This window comes from Catenulispora pinistramenti (assembly GCF_018274385.1).
Classification (GTDB): Bacteria; Actinomycetota; Actinomycetes; order Streptomycetales; family Catenulisporaceae; genus Catenulispora; species Catenulispora pinistramenti.
In genome coordinates this window covers 139,354-158,399 of record NZ_JAAFYZ010000001.1, presented here as the reverse complement: position 1 = coordinate 158,399, position 19,046 = coordinate 139,354, and the positions used below count along the sequence as shown (strand labels likewise).

The following is a 19,046-nucleotide window of genomic DNA, read 5'->3' as shown; positions in this document are numbered from 1 at the left end:
AGGATTGGGATTTCGGTGGCTAGCGAGGCGGAACTCCGCGACTACCTGAAGTGGGCGACGACCAGCCTGCACGAAGCGCGCGAACGGGTGCGCGAACTGGAGGAGGGGGCCCACGAACCGATCGCGGTCGTGGCGATGGGCTGCCGCCTGCCCGGCGGCGTCCGCGACCCGGAGGGCCTGTGGGACCTGGTCGACTCCGGCACCGACGCGATGGGCGCTTTCCCGGCCGACCGGGGCTGGGACGTCGAAGCCCTCTTCAACGCCGACCGGGAGAACGCCGGCACCTCCTATGTGCGCGAAGGCGGGTTCGTCTACGACGCCGGGCAGTTCGACGCCGGCTTCTTCGGCATCAACCCGCGTGAGGCGCTGGCGATGGACCCGCAGCAGCGGCTGCTGCTGGAGACGTCCTGGGAGGCGCTGGAGCGCGCGGGCCTGGACCCGCGGTCGCTGCGCGGCAGCCGGACCGGCGTCTTCGTCGGCGCCTCGCTGTCCGGCTACGGCGTGGGCCTGGCCGGTCGGGCCGGGGAGGCCGGCGAGGTCGCCGGCTATCTGCTGACCGGCATCTCCGGCAGCGTCATCTCCGGCCGCCTGTCCTACGTGCTGGGGCTGGAAGGCCCGGCGGTCACCGTGGACACCGCCTGCTCCTCGGCGCTGGTGGCGCTGCACCTGGCCTGCCAGGCGCTGCGCTCCGGCGAATGCGACATGGCGTTGGCCGGCGGCGTCATGGTCATGGCCGACCCCGCGGTCTTCACCGAGTTCTCCAAGCAGCAGGGCCTGGCCGCCGACGGCCGGTGCAAGTCGTTCGCCACCGCCGCCGACGGCACCGGCTGGGCCGAGGGCGCGGGCATCATCCTGGTGGAGCGGCTGTCCGACGCGCGCCGCAACGGTCACGAGGTCCTCGCGGTGGTGCGGGGCAGCGCGGTGAACCAGGACGGCGCGTCCAACGGTCTGACCGCGCCGAACGGCCCCTCGCAGCGGCGCGTCATCCGGGCCGCGCTGACCGGCGCCGGCCTGACCGCCGCCGACGTGGACGCGGTCGAGGGCCACGGCACCGGGACCACGCTCGGCGACCCGATCGAGGCGCGGGCGCTGCTGGAGACCTACGGCCGGGCCCGCGCGGCGGACCGCCCGCTGTGGCTGGGGTCGCTGAAGTCGAACATCGGGCACGCGCAGGCCGCGGCCGGTGCGGCCGGCGTCATCAAGATGGTGATGGCGCTGCGGCACCAGAAGCTGCCGCGCACCCTGCACGTGGACGAGCCGTCGTCGCTGGTCGACTGGAGCGCCGGGAATGTCAGGCTGCTGACGGAGCCGGTGGCGTGGCCGGCCGGGGAGCGGGTCCGCCGGGCCGGCGTGTCGGCGTTCGGGGTCGGCGGGACGAACGCGCACGTGATCCTGGAGGAGGCGCCGGAAGACGTCTCGGTCGCCGGATCTCAGGACACCGCGTCGGCTGACGGCGAGCAGGCCGGCGCGGACGCCCGGCCCGCCGTCCCGGTGGTGTCGGGGACCGCGTCGTTGGTGGTGTCGGCGCGGTCGGACGCCGCACTGCGCGCCCAGGCCGCCAAGCTGCGCGGCTTCCTGGCCGCCCGGCCGGAGACGGACCTGCGAGATGTGGCGTGGTCGCTGGCCGCCACCCGGTCGGCGTTCGAGCACCGGGCCGTGGTGCGGACCACGGAGGAACTGGCCGCACTGGCCGAGGGGCGGCTGTCGGCGGAGGCGCCGACGGGAGTGTCCCGGCCCGGGACCCGGGTGGGTTTCGTGTTCGCGGGTCAGGGTTCGCAGCGGGCTGGGATGGCTGCCGGGCTGTATGCGGCGTCTCCGGTGTTCGCGGTTGCTTTCGATGAGGCTTGCGGGTTGATCGAGGGGCATCTCGGTCTGCCGGTGCGTGAGGTGGCGCTGGGTACGGCCGCTGATGCCGAGGAGTTGGCGAATCAGACTGTTTATGCGCAGTCTGCTTTGTTCGCTTTGCAGGTCGGTGTGGTGGCGATGCTCGGCGCTGTCGGTGTCGCGCCTGCCGCTGTTGCCGGTCATTCGGTGGGTGAGGTCGCCGCTGCGTACGCCGCCGGTGCGTTGTCTTTGGCCGATGCGTGCGAGTTGGTGGCGGCTCGGGGCCGGGTGATGCAGGAGTTGCCGACCGGCGGTGCGATGACGTCGATCGCGGCGCCGGAAGCGGAGGTCGTCGCCGCGCTCGACGGTGTCGAAGGGGTCTTCATCGCCGCGGTGAACGGTCCGTCGGCGACTGTGATCTCCGGTGAGAAGGACGCGGTGGACACGGTCGCGGCGGTGTTCGCCGAGCGTGGCATCCGGGTCCGGTCGCTGCGGGTCAGTCATGCCTTCCACTCGCACCGGATGGATCCGGCGCTGCCCGAGCTGTCGCAGGCTGCTGATGTCCTGGCCTGGAATGTCACGACCATTCCGTGGGTGAGCACCGCGACCGGCGCTGTCATCGAGTCCTGCGACGGCGCGTACTGGGCCGGTCAGGCCCGTGGCGCGGTGCGGTTCGCCGACGCCGTGACGACGATGGCCGGACTGGACGTCCAGCAGTTCATCGAGATCGGACCGGACAGCACCCTGTGCGCGTTCGGCACGCAGACTCTGCCGGACGCCGGCTTCACGTCGCTTTTGCGTCCCGGGCACGAAGCATCGGACACGGTCCTGAACGGTCTGGCGCGCGCCTGGACGTCCGGCGTGTCCGTGGACTGGACCGCGGTCCTCGGTTCCGGGCAGCGACTGGACCTGCCGACCTACGCCTTCCAGCACCAGCACTACTGGCTCCAGACGTCGGCCTCCGCCGAGTCGGACGGCGCCCGCGCCGGGTCGCCGGCCGAGGACCGGTTCTGGGCCGCCGTCGAGGACGGCGATCTGGACACCCTGACCGAGACTTTGGCGGTCGGCGAGCAATGGCCGTTCGGCGACGTCGTGCCGGAGCTGGCCGCGTGGCGGCGCCGGGAATCGGGCCGGACGGTGACGGACGGCTGGCGCTACCGGCTCGGCTGGTCGCCGGTGGCGGACCCGGAGGCAACCGGTCTGGCCGGGAACTGGCTTCTGGTGGCCCCGGCCGGGGACGGCGAGGCGGCCGCGACGGTCTCATCGGTCGCGACCGCGTTGTCCGCGCATGGCGTCCAGGTCATCGAGGTGGCCGGGGACACCCGGCGGGAGGCGCTGGCCGAGCGGCTGGGGCGGGCCTGGGACGAGGCCGGTCAGGTGGCCGGGGTGCTGTCGCTGCTCGCCCTCGATTCCTCGCCGCTGGCGGCGAATCCGGAAGTGACGACGGGTCTGGCCGGGACCTTGAGCCTGGTGCAGGCGCTCGGCGACGCCGGTGTCGAGGCGCCGTTGTGGCTGCTGACCCAAGGCGCGGTCGCGGCCGGATCCGCCGATGTCCTCTCGGCTCCGATCCAGGCCCAGGCCTGGGGTCTGGGCCGGGTGGCCGCGCTGGAGCACCCGGACCGCTGGGGCGGTCTGATCGACCTGCCGCCGGTGCTGGACGACCGGGCCGCCGCGCGGTTGTGCGGGGTGCTGGCCGGGTGCGGCGAGGACCAGGTAGCCCTCCGGGCCACCGGAGTGCTGGCCCGCAGGCTGAGCCGGGCCACAGGGTCCGCCGATACTTCGTGGACACCGCGCGGCACGGTCCTGATCACCGGGGGCACCGGGGCCGTCGCCGGTCACGTGGCCCGCTGGGCGGTTGACGAAGGCGCGTCGAAGCTGGTGCTGACCAGCCGGTCCGCGGCGGCCGCGGCCGGAGCCGCCGGACTGGTCGCCGGGCTCGCCGACCGGGGCGCCGAGGTGGAGCTGATCGCCGCCGACGTCGCCGACCGGGATCAGCTCTCTGAGCTTGTGACCCGGACCGGCGAACTGTCCGCGGTCCTGCACACCGCCGGCGTCGTAGACGACGGCCTTCTCGACGGTATGGACTCCGCGAAGCTGGCCCGGGTTCTGGCGGCGAAGGCTGTCGGCGCGGCGAACCTGGACGAGCTGACCGCGGATCAGGACCTGGACGCGTTCGTGCTGTTCTCGTCGTCGGTGGCGACGTTCGGTGGTCCCGGGCAGGGCAACTACGCGGCGGCGAACGCTTATCTGGACGCGCTGGCCCAGGCCCGCCGCGACCGCGGGTTGCCGGCGACCTCCGTCGCCTGGGGCCCGTGGGCCGGCGACGGCATGGCACAGGCCAGCGAGGCGGCGCGGCAGCGGGTGCGGCGCAGCGGCCTGCCGGCGATGGCACCGGAGTCGGCCCTGGAAGCACTCGGCCGGGTGGCGGTCGGTCCACAGGCGCTGGTCGCGGTCATGGACGTGGACTGGGACCGGTTCGGCGACAGCGCGCAGGCCCTGGCCTTCCCGCTGCTGCGTGAGCTCCCTGACATCGCCCGCGCGGCCCGGGTCGTCACCTCGGTCCCGGAACCGGAGGGCGAACTCGCCCGGCAGCTGGCCGGTCTGTCCCCGGCCGAGCAGGTGCGCGAGCTCACCGACGTGGTGCGCTCGGCGTCGGCCGGGGTGCTCGGGCACGCCACCGCCGACACTGTCGAGGCCGGGCGGGCCTTCAAGGATCTCGGCTTCGACTCGCTGACCTCTCTGGAACTGCGCAACCGGCTGTCGGCTACCTGCGGTCTGAAGCTGTCGGCCACCCTGGTCTTCGACTACCCCACCCCGATCCTGCTCGCCCAGCACCTGCGGGCCGAGCTGGTCGGGCAGTTGCCCTCGGACCCGGCGCACCCGGCGTCCCGGGGCCCGGCCGCCGCGGACGAGCTGATCGCGATCGTCGGTATGGGCTGCCGGTTCCCCGGCGGGGTCCGCGACCCGCGCGGTCTGTGGGACCTGCTGGCCGCCGGCGGCGACGCCATCTCCGGCTTCCCGACCGACCGCGGCTGGGACATGGACGACATCTACGACCCGGACCCGGACCGGCCCGGGACGTCGTATGTGCGGGCCGGCGGCTTCATCCACGACGTGACCGAGTTCGATCCGGAGTTCTTCGGGATCAGCCCGCGTGAGGCGCTGGCGATGGACCCGCAGCAGCGGCTGTTGCTGGAGGTGTCCTGGGAAGCGCTGGAACAGGCGGGGATCGAACCCAAGACGCTTCAGGGCTCTGCGACCGGGATCTACGCGGGCGCGGCCTTCTCCGGCTACGGGATGAGCCTGGCCGGCGGCTCGACCGAGGGCTACCTGCTGACCGGGATCTCCACGAGCGTCCTGTCCGGCCGCGTCGCCTACACCCTGGGCCTGGAGGGCCCGGCGGTGACGATCGACACCGCGTGCTCGTCCTCGTTGGTGGCGCTGCACCTGGCCTGCCAGGCGCTGCGCACCGGGGAATGCGATCTGGCCCTGGCCGGCGGCGTGTCGGTGACGGTCACCCCGGCGGTGTTCGTCGGCTTCTCCCGGCAGCGCGGCGTGTCGGAGGACGGCCGCTGCAAGTCCTTCGGCGCCGGGGCCGACGGCTCCGGCTGGGCCGAGGGCGCCGGCATGATCGTGGTGGAGCGGCTGTCGGACGCGGTGCGCAACGGTCACCGCGTGTTGGCTGTGGTGCGGGGTAGTGCGACGAACCAGGACGGTGCGTCGAATGGTCTGACGGCGCCGAACGGTCCCTCGCAGCAGCGGGTGATTCGGGCCGCGTTGCGTAACGCGGGTCTGGGCACCGGCGATGTGGACGTGGTGGAGGCGCACGGCTCCGGCACCTCGCTGGGCGACCCGATCGAAGCCGGCGCGGTGCTGGCGACGTATGGACAGGACCGGCCGGAGGATCGGCCGCTGTGGCTGGGCTCGGTGAAGTCGAACATCGGACACGCCCAGGCCGCGGCCGGTGCCGCGGGCCTGATCAAGATGGTGATGGCGCTGCGGAACGGCGTGCTGCCGAAGACATTGCACGCCGAGGAGCCGTCACCGCTGGTCGACTGGTCGGCGGGCGATGTCAGGCTGCTGACCACCGCTATGCCGTGGGACGGGGACGGACGTCCGCGCCGAGCCGGGGTGTCCGGCTTCGGGATCTCCGGGACCAACGCGCACGTGATCTTGGAAGAGGCGCCGGCCGCGGTTGATGCCGCGGCGGATGGCGACGGCCCCGCGGACGGAGACGGCGACGGCTCGGCCGATGCCGCGGCTGTCATCGCGGCGGCACCGGTTCCGGTGGTGCTTGCCGCCGGTGCGCTGCCGTGGGTGGTGTCGGGGCGCTCGGACGTCGCGCTGCGGGCGCAGGCCGGCCGGCTGCGGGAGTTCGTGCTGGCGCAGCCGGGCCTGGATCCGGTGGACGTCGCCCATTCGTTGGCGGTCACGCGGTCGGTGTTCGAGCACCGGGCCGTGGTGATCGGTTCCTATGCGGAGTCGTTGGCTGCGGTGGCGACTGGTCAGGCTGCTGACGCGGTGGTCTCGGGTGTGATGCCGGCGACCGGGACCGGCCGGACGGTGTTCGTGTTCCCGGGCCAAGGTGCGCAGTTCGCCGGTATGGGCCGTGAGTTGCTGGGGTCGTCCCCGATCTTCGCGGCGCGGATGGCGGAGTGTGCGGCTGCTTTGGCTCCGTTGGTGTCGTGGTCGCTGTTGGATGTGGTGGCCGAAGTTGAAGGCGCGCCTTCGCTTGCTGCGGCTGAGGTTTTCCAGCCGGTGCTGTGGGCGGTTCTGGTTTCCCTTGCTGCGGTCTGGCAGGCGGCCGGTGTCACGCCGGATGCGGTGGTCGGTCATTCGCAGGGTGAGATCGCGGCGGCGACGGTCGCCGGGGCGTTGTCTCTGGAGGATGCGGCGCGGGTCGTCGTTATTCGCTCGCGGGCACTGTCCTCCTTGAACGCTGAGGGCGCGATGGTGTCGGTCGTCATGCCCGAGGATCGTGTCAGGGAGCTGATCGCCGGTCGTGAAGGACTCGCGGTTGCGGCGGTGAATTCGCCTGCGGCGACGGTGGTGTCCGGCGATCCGGAATCGGTCGCGGCTTTTGAAGCGGAGTTGGCGAAGCAGCGGGTGCTGCGTTGGCGGCTCCCGGTGGTGGACTATGTCGCGCATTCGGCAGGGGCCGACGCGCTTGAGAGCGTGCTGGCTGAAGGGCTGGCCGGGATCGAGCCGCAGGCGGTGCGTGTCCCGATGCTGTCGACGGTGACCGGTCAGTGGCTTGCGGGCACTGAGTTGGACGGCGGCTACTGGTTCGCGAACGTCCGGGACACCGTCCGCTTCGCTGATGCGGTCAAGACGTTGGCTGCCGGTGGCTACGGCTCGTTCATCGAGGTCTCGCCGCAGCCGGTGCTCACCATGGCCATCACCGAGACCACTGAAGCGGACGGCCGTGACCTCAACCTGGTCACCGGCACCGTCGAGCGCGAGAACCCCGGTGCCGAACGCCTGATCCGGGCCTTCGCGACCGCGTTCGTCGCCGGAATCGGGATCGACTGGCCGGCGGTGATCGGCGCGGGCGAGGCCGTGGAGCTCCCGACCTACGCCTTCCAGCGTCAGCGTTACTGGCCGGACAGCAACCCCGCGATGCCTGCGCAGGCCACGGCCGATCCGGCGGACGACCGGTTCTGGGCCGCGGTCGAGAACGAGGACTTCGAGGTCCTGGCCGACGCGCTGGAGATGGCGGACCACGGTCAGCTCAGCACGGTCCTCCCGGCGTTGGCCGCCTGGCGTCGTCGGGAGCGGGATCGCTCCGCGGGCGACGGCTGGCGCTACCGGGTGACGTGGTCGCCGTTCAGTGCGTCGGAGTCGGCGACGCTGGCGGGGACCTGGCTGCTTGTCGCGCCGGCGGACGTCCGGCCGGATCTGGTCGCGGCGACTGAGGCGGCGCTGGCCGGCCGTGGCGCGCAGGTGTCGTCGGTGGCCGTCGATGTGGTCGGTGTCCTCGGCGGTGCGGACGCCGGTCGTGCGGCGCTGGGTGCGCTGATCGAGGCGGCGTCGGGCGGTCGGTCTGAGCCGATCGCCGGTGTGGTCTCGCTGTTGGCGCTGGACGAGCGTCCGATACCCGGACTGGAAGATGTTCCGGCCGGTCTGGCCGGCACGTTGGGCCTGTTGCAGGCGCTGGGCGATGCCGGTGTGCCGGCCCCGCTGTGGGTTCTGACCAGTGGTGCGGTTGCCACGAACGTGGGCGAGCCGCTGACCGGCCCCGTGCAGGCGCAGGTCTGGGGTCTCGGCCTGGCCGCCGGGCCGGAGTATCCGGACCGCTGGGGCGGCTTGATCGACCTGCCACCGGTGCTGGACGACCGGGCCGCCGCGCGGCTGTGCGGGGTACTGGCCGCGACTGACACCGGATCAGGGGTCGAAGACCAGGTCGCCATCCGTGACGGCGTCGTGCTGGGCCGGCGTCTGGTCCGGGCCGTGGGATCGCGCGAGCGTGACCCGTGGACGCCGCGCGGCACCGTGCTGGTGACCGGCGGGTCCGGCGCCATCGCCGGACATCTGGCCGGGTGGCTCGCCGAGCGCGAGGCCCCGCGGATCGTCCTGGCCAGCCGGGGCGGCCCCGCCGCCTTCGGCACCGCGGCCCAGGCCGCCGCCCTGGCCGGGGCCGGTTCGCGGGTCGACGTCGTGGTCTGCGACGTCTCCCGGCGCGCGGACGCGGCCGGGCTGCTGGCCCACATCGGCGCCGACGGACCGGCGCTGTCCACGGTGCTGCACACCGCGGGCGTCCTGGACGACGGCCTGCTCGACGGCCTGGACCCCGGGCGGCTGGCCTCGGTGCTGGCCGCCAAGGCCACCGGCGCCGCGCACCTCGACGAGCTCACCGCCGAGACGGACCTGGACGCCTTCGTCCTCTTCTCCTCGGCGGCGGCTACCCTCGGCGGCCCGGGGCAGGGCAACTACGGGGCCGCCAACGCCTACCTCGACGCTCTCGCCCGCCGCCGCGCGGCCAGCGGCCTGCCCGCTCTGTCCGTGGCGTGGGGTCCGTGGGCGGTCGGCATGGCCCAGTCCAACGAGGCGGTGCGGCAGCGGATGAGCCGCGGCCCGCTGCCGCCGATGGACCCGCGTCCGGCGCTGGCCGCGCTCGGCCGGGCGCTGGCGGCCGGGGACGACCAGGTCGCGGTGATGGACGTGGACTGGGCGCAGGTGGTCGCCGATCCGGCCGCCGCCCGGCACCCGTTCTTCCGGGACCTGCCCGACGTGCGCGAGATCGTCGCCAGCCCGGCCACGGCCGCCGAGCCCGAGCCGCCGGCCGGCGACCTGGCCCGCCGGCTGGCCGTGCTCTCCCGCGCCGACCAGGAGCGGCAACTCGTCGGCCTGGTCCTCGCCGAGGTCATGGCAGTGCTCGGACACGACCCGGCGGCCACCGCGATCGATCCCGGGCGGCCGTTCAGCGCCCTCGGCTTCGACTCGCTGACCTCGCTGGAGATGCGGCAGCGGCTCAGCGCCGCGACCGAGCTGCGGTTGACCGCGACCCTGCTGTTCGACTACCCGACCCCGCTGGCGCTGGCCGGTCATCTGCGCGAGGAACTGCTCGGCGGGCTCGCCGAGGACAGCTCGGGCGCGTCGGTGACCGTGGTGCAGGCGCCGGTGGACGAGCCCATCGCGATCGTCGGCATGGGCTGCCGGTTCCCCGGCGGCGCGGACGGCCCCGAGCGGCTGTGGGAGCTGCTGGCCGAGGGCCGGGACGCGATCGCCGAGTTCCCGACCGACCGCGGCTGGGACCTGGAGAGCCTTTACGACCCGGACCCGGACCACGCCGGAACCTCGTACACGCGCTACGGCGGCTTCGTGAACGACGCCGGCGGCTTCGATCCGGCGTTCTTCGGGATCAGCCCGCGCGAGGCGCTGGCGATGGACCCGCAGCAGCGGCTGCTGCTGGAGGTCTGCTGGGAGGCCTTCGAGCACGCGGGCCTGGATCCGGAGGCGATGCGCGGCACCCGCACCGGCGTGTTCGCCGGCGCGACCACCTCGGGCTACGGCGGCCCGCTGGTCGGCGGTTCCTCGGAGGGCTACCTGCTCACCGGGACCGCGACGAGCGTGCTGTCCGGCCGTGTCTCCTACACCCTGGGTCTGGAGGGCCCGGCGGTGACGATCGACACCGCGTGCTCCTCCTCGCTGGTGGCCCTGCACCAGGCTGCCCAGGCGCTGCGTTCGGGCGAGTGCACGATGGCGCTGGCCGCGGGTGTGTCGCTCATGGTGACCCCGGCGGTGTTCGTCGGGTTCTCGCGGCAGCGCGGCATGTCGGAGGACGGCCGCTGCAAGTCCTTCGGTGCGGAGGCGGACGGTTCGGGCTGGGCCGAGGGCGCGGGTGTCATCGTCCTGGAACGGCTTTCCGAAGCCCGCCGCAACGGGCACCGGGTGCTGGCCGTGGTCGCCGGCAGCGCGCTGAATCAGGACGGCGCGTCCAACGGTCTGACCGCCCCGAACGGTCCCTCGCAGCAGCGGGTCATCCGCGCGGCGTTGCAGAACGCGGGCGTGGACCCGGACGACGTGGACGTGGTGGAGGCGCACGGTTCGGGCACCTCGCTGGGTGACCCGATCGAGGCGCAGGCGCTGCTGGCCACCTACGGCCAGACCCGGACGCCGGACCGGCCGCTGTGGCTGGGCTCGATCAAGTCGAACTTCGGGCACCCGCAGGCGGCGGCCGGTGTGGCCGGGATCATCAAGATGGTGCTCGCGCTGCAGAACGGCGTGCTGCCCAAGACGCTGCATGCCGAGGAGCAGTCGCCGCACGTGGACTGGACGCCGGGCACCGTCCGGGTCCTGACGGAGGCGCGCGCCTGGCCGGTCGGGGAACGGGCCCGGCTGGCCGGGGTGTCGGCCTTCGGCATGAGCGGGACCAACGCGCACATCATCATCGGGGACGCGCCGGACGCCGCCGAAGCGGCCGAGGCCCCCGCGTCGCCCGCCGCCGATCCGGCGGATCAGGCCGCTGCGGAGATCGAAGCCGGGGCCATGGCTCTGACCGTGACGCCCGCAGTTCCGGTGGCAGTCGCCGACGCCTTGGTGCCGTGGGTGGTTTCGGGCCGTACTGAGGCCGCGCTGCGCGGCCAAGCCGGTCGGTTGCGGGAGTTCTCGCTGGCGCGGCCGGAGTTGGATCCGCGGGACGCGGGCCATTCGTTGGCCGCGACGCGGTCGGTGTTCGAGCACCGGGCTGTGGTGCTCGGGTCCTATGCCGAGTCGTTGGCAGCGCTGGCGACTGGTCAGGCTGCTGATGCGGTGGTCTCCGGTGTGGTGTCGGACGCTGGTGCGGGTCGGTCGGTGTTCGTGTTCCCGGGTCAGGGTGCGCAGTTCGCCGGTATGGGCCGTGAGTTGCTGAACACGTCGCCGATCTTCGCGGCGCGGATGGCCGAGTGTGGAGCTGCGTTGGCTCCCTTGGTGTCGTGGTCGCTGGTGGATGTGGTGGCCGGGGTTGAGGGTGCGCCTTCGCTTGATGCGGCCGAGGTGTTCCAGCCGGTGCTGTGGGCAGTTCTCGTGTCCCTGGCTGCGGTGTGGGAAGCCGCAGGTGTCATACCGGATGCGGTGGTCGGTCATTCGCAGGGTGAGATCGCCGCTGCGACGGTTGCCGGGGCACTGTCCTTGGAAGACGCGGCGCGGGTCGTTGTCATCCGCTCGCGGGCTCTGTCCTCGCTGAACGCGGCTGGCGCGATGGTGTCGGTCGTCATGCCCGAGGCTCGTGTCAGGGAGTTGATTGCCGGTCGCGAAGGGCTCGCGGTTGCGGCGGTGAATTCGCCTGCTGCGACTGTCGTATCGGGTGATCCGGCATCGGTGGACGCGTTCGAGGCCGAGTTGGCGAAGCAGCGGGTGCTGCGTTGGCGGCTCCCGGTGGTGGACTATGTCGCGCATTCGGCAGGGGCCGACGCGCTTGAGAGCGTGCTGGCTGAAGGGCTGGCCGGGATCGAGCCGCAGGCGGCGCGCATCCCGATGCTGTCGACGGTGACCGGTCAGTGGCTTGAGGGCACTGAGTTGGATGGCGGCTACTGGTTTGCGAACGTCCGCGACACCGTCCGCTTCGCCGACGCCATCAGGGCTTTGGCTGCCGATGGCTACGGCTCGTTCCTTGAGATCTCGCCGCAGCCGGTGCTCACCATGGCCGTCACCGAGACCGCCGAGGAGGCCGGGCACGATCTCAACCTGGTCACCGGCACCGTCGACCGTGAGAACCCCGGTGCCGAACGCCTGATCCGCGCCTTCGCGACCGCGTTCGTCGCGGGAATCGGGATCGACTGGCCGGCGGTGATCGGCGCGGGCGAGACTGTGGAGCTCCCGACCTACGCCTTCCAGCGTCAGCGTTACTGGCCGGACGAGGTCGCCGCCGCGGCGCCCGCCGACACCGCGAACGCGACCGACGATCAGTTCTGGGCCGCCGTGGAGGCCATGGACCTGGAGACGTTGGCCGACACGCTGGCCATCGAGGACTCCGAACGGCTCGGCGCCGTCGTCCCGGCGTTGGCCGCGTGGCGGCGCCGGGAGAACGACCGGTCGGCGACGGCCGGCTGGCGCTATCGGGCCGACTGGGTCGCGGTGCCCGAGCCGCAGGCGTCGGTGCTGTCCGGGACCTGGCTGCTGATCGCCGCGGCGAACGGCGACCGGACTCTGGTCGAGGCGACGGCGGCGACCTTGACTGACCGCGGTGCGCGGGTCGTGGCGCTGGACGTCGACACCGACGGTGTGGACCGCACGGCGCTGGCCGAGCGGATCAGTGCCCTGCGGGACGCCGCGGACGAACCGCTGTCCGGCATCCTGTCCCTGCTCGCACTCGATGAGGGCGACCTGCCGGGCCGGCCCGGTGTCGGCTTCGGGATCGCGGCGTCGCAGACGCTGGTGCAGGCCCTCGGGGACAGCGCGGTCGAGGCGCCCCTGTGGTTCCTGACCTCCGGCGCGGTCGCGGTCAGCAGCGGCGAGGCCCTGACCCGTCCGACGCAGGCCCAGGTCTGGGGTCTGGGCCGGGTCGTGGCGCTGGAGCACCCCGAGCGCTGGGGCGGCGTCATCGACCTGCCGGCGGCGCTCGACGACCGCACCGCCGCGCGGCTGTGCGCGGTGCTGGCCGCGGCCGAACCGGGATCCGGCTTCGAAGACGGCTTCGAAGACCAGGTCGCGATCCGGGCCGGTGGGACTTACGCGCGCCGCCTGATCCGGGCCGCCCGGCTCCGGGGCGGCCGCACCTGGCAGCCCCGTGGCAGTGTCCTGATCACCGGCGGCACCGGCGCGGCGGCTCAGCACGTCGCGGCCTGGCTGGCCGAGCGCGGCGCCCCGCGGATCGTGTTGGCGGGCCGCACCGGTCCGGCCGCCGGTGCCCTGGCCGGACCGGTGGCCAGGCTGGCCGCCGCCGGCTCCAGCGTCACCGTCGTGGCCTGCGACACCGCCGACCGGGACCGGGTTTCCGGCCTGCTGGACCGGATCGACGCCGACGGCCCGGAACTGCGTGCCGTCGTCCACACCGCGGGCGTCGGTCAGGGCACCGCGACCGCCGACACCACTGTCGAGGAACTGGCTGCCGTCCTGGGCGGCAAGGCCGCCGGCGCGCGGCATCTGGACGAGCTGACCGCCGATCGCGAGCTGGACGCCTTCATCCTCTTCTCCTCGATCGCCGCCACGTGGGGCAGCGGTCTGCAGCCCGGCTACTCGGCGGCCAACACCTACCTGGACGCGCTCGCGGAGAACCGGCGCTCGCGCGGTCTGGCCGCGACCTCGGTGGCCTGGGGCCCGTGGGGCGGCGGCGGCATGACCGACGCCGATGCCGGTCAGCAGCTTGAGCGCCGCGGCCTGCGGACGATGGACCCGCAGCTGCTGGTCCGGGCGCTGGCCGAGGCGGTCGACGGTAACGAGGGGCCGATCACGGTCGCCGACGTGGACTGGGACCGCTTCGCCCCGCCGTACACGCTGCGTCGGCCCAGCCCGCTGCTGGCCGACCTGCCGGAGGCGCGCCGGGCACTGGCCGGGGACTCGGAGCAGGCGGGCGGTGCGTCTGACGCCGCTTCGGCGCTGACCGGGCGGCTGGCCGATATGCCGGCCGCCGAACGCGAACGGCACCTCGTCAACCTGGTCCGCACCGAGGCCGCGGCCGTCCTCGGCCACGACTCGGCCGACGCGGTCGAGGCCGGCCGGGCCTTCAGCGAGCTCGGCTTCGACTCGCTCACGTCGGTGGAGCTGCGGAACCGGGTGAGCGCGGCCACCGGGCTGCGGCTGCCGGCCACGCTGTTGTTCGACTACCCGACGCCGGGCGCGGTCGCGGACTTCGTGCGGGACCAGCTCGGCGGAGCGGCGGCGACCGAGGACGCGGCCGGGACGGTCGTCGTGGCCTCGGCCGCGGTGCAGGACGACCCGATCGTCATCGTCGCGATGGGCTGCCGGTTCCCCGGCGGGGTGAGCAGCCCCGAGGACCTGTGGGAGCTGGTCGCCTCCGGCACTGATGCGGTGGGCGAGATCCCGGCTGATCGCGGCTGGGATCTGGACAGCCTCTTCGATCCGGACCCCGACCAGCCCGGCACCATGAACGTCCGGCAGGGGTCGTTCGTCGCCGACGCGGCGGGCTTCGATCCGGCGTTCTTCGGGATCAGCCCGCGCGAGGCGCTGGCGATGGACCCGCAGCAGCGGTTGCTGCTGGAGGTCGCCTGGGAATCGCTGGAGCGGGCCGGCATCGATCCGGACTCGCTGCGCGGTTCGGCCACCGGTGTGTTCGTCGGCGCCTCGCCGTCGGGGTACGGATACGGTCTCCAGGGCGGCCCGGCCGAGGGCTACCTGATGACCGGCACCGCGACCAGCGTGGTCTCCGGCCGGGTGTCCTACGCCCTGGGCCTGGAGGGCCCGGCGGTGACCGTGGACACCGCCTGTTCCTCCTCGCTGGTCGCCCTGCACCAGGCCGCGCAGGCCCTGCGGGCCGGGGAGTGCGAGCTGGCGCTGGTCGGCGGCGCGTGGGTGACCGCGACCCCGGGTGTGTTCCTGGGCTTCGGCCGACAGCACGGCCTCGCCCTGGACGGGCGCAGCAAGGCGTTCGGCGAGTCGGCCGACGGCATGGGCGTCGGCGAGGGCGCCGGGATGATCGTGGTGGAGCGGCTGTCCGACGCGCGCCGCAACGGACATCAGGTCCTTGCGGTGGTGCGGGGTAGCGCGGTGAACCAGGACGGCGCGTCCAACGGTCTGACCGCGCCGAACGGCCCCTCGCAGCAGCGGGTGATCCGGGCCGCGCTGGCCAACGCCGGTCTGACCGCCGCCGACATCGATGCCGTGGAGGCCCACGGCACCGGGACCCGGCTCGGCGACCCGATCGAGGCGCAAGCCCTGCTGGCCACCTACGGACAGCACCGTCCCGAGGACGGCCGTCCGCTGTGGCTGGGGTCGCTGAAGTCGAACATCGGGCACGCCCAGGCCGCCGCCGGGGTGGCCGGCGTGATCAAGATGGTGATGGCGCTGCGACGCCAGGAGCTGCCGCGGACGCTGCACTCCGCCGAACCGTCGTCGCACGTGGACTGGACGGCCGGGAACGTCCGGCTCCTGGCGGAGCCGGTGGCGTGGCCGACCGGATCGGAGCGGGTGCGGCGGGCCGGGGTGTCGTCCTTCGGGATGAGCGGCACCAACGTCCACACGATCCTTGAGGAGGCCCCGGTCTTCGGCCCGGAGGCTGAGGCTGACGCCGAGACCGCCGCTCCGGACGATGCCCAGGAGGCGACACAGTCGGTTCGGCCGCCGGTGCTGTCCGGCGCCGTGACGCCGTGGGTGGTGTCCGGACGGGGCGCGGACGCGCTGCGGGCACAGGCCGAGCGCCTGCGGGCGTTCCTGACGGCCAGGCCCGACCTCGACCCGGGTGACGTGGCGTGGTCCCTGGCGACCACCCGCTCCGCGCTGGAGGACCGCGCGGTGGCCTTCGACCTCGACGGCCTGGCCGCGGTGACGGAGGGTCGCACCACGCCGGGTGTTCCGGTGGGCACGGCTCGGCCGGGGACCCGGGTTGGCTTTGTGTTCGCGGGTCAGGGTTCGCAGCGGGCCGGGATGGCGGCCGGGTTGTATGCGGCCTCTCCGGTGTTCGCGGCGGCTTTCGATGAGGCCTGCGGGTTGGTCGAGGGCCACCTCGGTCTGCCGGTGCGTGGAGTCGCGCTGGGTACGGCCGCCGACGCCGAGGAGCTGGCGAACCAGACTGTTTATGCGCAGGCTGCTTTGTTCGCGCTGCAAGTCGGTGTGGTGGCGATGCTGGCGGCTGTCGGTGTCGCGCCGTCCGCGGTGGCCGGCCATTCGGTGGGCGAGGTCGCCGCGGCGTACGCGGCCGGGGTGTTGTCCCTGGCTGATGCCTCCGCGCTGGTGGCGGCTCGTGGCCGGTTGATGCAGGCGCTGCCGACCGGCGGTGCCATGACATCGATCGCGGCGCCGGAATCCGAGGTCCTGACAGCGCTCGACGGCGTCGAAGGGGTCTGGATCGCCGCGGTGAACGGTCCCTCAGCGACCGTGGTCTCCGGCGAGAAGGATGCGGTGGACGCGGTCTCGGCGGTGTTCGCCGGGCGAGGCGTCCGGGTCCGGTCGCTGCGGGTCAGCCATGCCTTCCACTCGCATCGGATGGATCCGATGCTGGCCGAGCTGTCGCAGGTTGCTGATTCCGTTGACTTCGCCCGGGCGGATGTCCCGTGGGTGAGCACGGCCGCCGGCGCTGTCGTCGAGTCCTGCGACGGTTCGTACTGGGCCGACCAAGCTCGCAGCGCGGTGCGCTACGCCGATGCCGTCACGACGATGGCCGGTCTGGACATCGACCTGTTCGTTGAGATCGGCCCCGACGGCACGCTGTCCGTCCTGGGGACGGCGACCGCGCCCGATGCCGAGTTCGTCCCCTTGCTCCGTCCCGGCCACGACGCCGCGACCACCGCCCTGACCGGCCTGGCGCGGGCCTGGGTGCACGGCGCCCCGGTCGACTGGGCCGCGGTCCTGGGCTCCGGCAACCGGGTCGAGCTGCCCACCTACGCCTTCCAGCGCCAGCGGTACTGGCCCTCGGTGACGCTCTCCCGTTCGCTGCTGCTCGGCACCGGGACCCCGGGCGCCGACGACAGCGGCCAGTCGGCGATCGACGCCCGGTTCTGGGCCGCCGTCGAGGACGGCGACCTGGGCGCGCTGGCGGAAGGATTCGCCGCCGACGGTGAACGGCCGTTCGGCGAAGTGCTGGGCGAGCTGGCCACATGGCGGCGGCGCGAGCGGGACAACGCGCTCACCGACGGTTGGCGCTACCGGGCGTCCTGGCCGCTGATCGCCGAGCCCGCCTCCCCGGCGCTGGCCGGGGACTGGCTGGTGGTGGCGCCGGCGCCCGGTCCGGACGGCGCTGGTTCGGACGACGCCGGTTCGGACCTGGCCGCCGTCGTCGGAGCCCTGACCGAGCACGGCGCGCAGGTGACGACCGTCGAGGCCGCGGCCGGACAGACTTCCCGCGAGGATCTGGCGCGGCTGATCGGTGACCGCCTGCCGTCGGGCGGCCCGGCCGGTGTGGTGTCGCTGCTCGCGTTCGCCGAGAGCCCGGTCCCCGGCGCGCCCGAGGTGCCCCGCGGTCTGGCCGCCACCCTGGGCCTGATCCAGGCGCTGGGCGACCTGCGGGCGACGGCGCCGCTGTGGGTCCTGACCCGCGGCGCGATCGGGGCCGCCGCCGGCGAGACCGCGAGCCGGCCGCTCCAGGCGCAGGCCTGGGGCCTGGGCCGGGTGGCAGCCCTGGAACATCCGGACCGCTGGGGCGGTCTGGTCGACCTGCCGCCGGTGCTGGACGCGCCGGCCGCCGCGCGGCTGTGCGGCGTGCTGGCCGGCTGCGGGGAGAACGAGGTCGCGGTCCGCGCCGACGGCAACCACGCCCGCCGCCTGGAGCACGCCCCGGCCGGGGGCGGGACGCCCTGGACGCCGCACGGCACGGTCCTGGTCACCGGCGGCACCGGCGCCATCGCCGGGCAGGTGGCCGACTGGCTGGCCGGCGGCGGCGCGGACCGGCTGGTGCTGACCAGCCGCTCCGGACCGGACGCGGCCGGCGTCGGGCGGCTGGCCGCCGACCTGGCCGCCGGCGGCGCGGAGGTCGACGTCGTGGCCGCCGACATCGTGGACCGGGACCAGACCGCCGGGCTGCTGGCCCGCATCGGCGCGGCCGGGGCGGCGCTGTCCGCGGTCATGCACACCGCCGGGGTGCTGGACGACGGCGTCCTGGACGGCCTGGACACCGGGCGGCTGCGGACCGTGCTGGCGGCGAAGGCGGTGGGCGCGGCGAACCTGGACGAGCTGACCGCGGATCAGGACCTGGACGCGTTCGTGTTGTTCTCCTCGGCGGCTGCCACGTTCGGCGGTCCCGGACAGGGCAACTACGCGGCGGCCAACGCCTATCTGGACGCGCTGGCCGAGGCCCGTCGCGGTCGCGGACTGCCGGGACTGTCAGTGGCCTGGGGCCCGTGGGCCGGGGCCGGACTGGCCGCGGCCAGCGACGCGGTGCGGCAGCGGGTGCGGCGCGGCGGTCTGCCGGCGATGGAACCGGAGCCGGCGGTGCGGGCCCTGAGCCGGGTGGCGGCCGGACCGGACGCGACGGTCGCGGTGATGGACGTGGACTGGGCGCACTTCGCGTCCTCTTCGGCGCCGTTCCTGCGCGGGGTCCCCGAGATCCGGCAGCTGGCCCCGGAGACCGAGGACGGCGCGGCACCGGCCGGCGAGCGTCTTTCCGGTGAGATGGAACGGCGCCTGGCCGGGGTCCCGGCGGCGATGCGGCTGACGGTGCTGACCGATCTGGTCCGGACCGCCGCGGCCGCTGTCCTCGGCTATGCGTCCGCTGACGCGGTCGGCGCCGACCGGGCGTTCAGCGACCTCGGTTTCGACTCGCTCACCTCGCTGGAGTTGCGCAACAACCTGGCGGTCGCCTCCGGGCTGCCGCTGTCGGCGACGCTCGTCTTCGACTACCCGACCCCGGCGATCCTCGCCGAGCACCTGCGCTCCGAGGCGTTCGCCGCGGACGAGCCGGACCACCAGCCGATCCTGACCAGCCTGGACGAGCTGGCCGAGACGCTGGCCGCGGCCGGGCTCGACGGCGCCGGGCGCGGTGACGTACTGGCCCGGCTGGAGGCACTGGCCCGGGACCTGCGGGGCGCGCAGAGCGCCGAGCCGGTCCCCGACCGGGAGCTCCAGACCGCGACCGACGCCGAGATGTTCGAGCTCCTGGAGCGCGAACTCCAAGACCCTGACTTCGACTAGCC

General features: G+C 73.7%; 1 protein-coding gene. It reads left to right on the top strand.

Annotated elements, in window-relative coordinates; translation table 11 throughout:
• The first annotated feature begins 15 nt into the window (after positions 1-15).
• On the top strand, positions 16-19,044 hold the full coding sequence (locus KGQ19_RS00160; protein WP_212006942.1) for a type I polyketide synthase: 19,029 nt from the start codon (positions 16-18) through the stop codon (positions 19,042-19,044).
• The last annotated feature ends 2 nt before the right edge of the window (positions 19,045-19,046 follow it).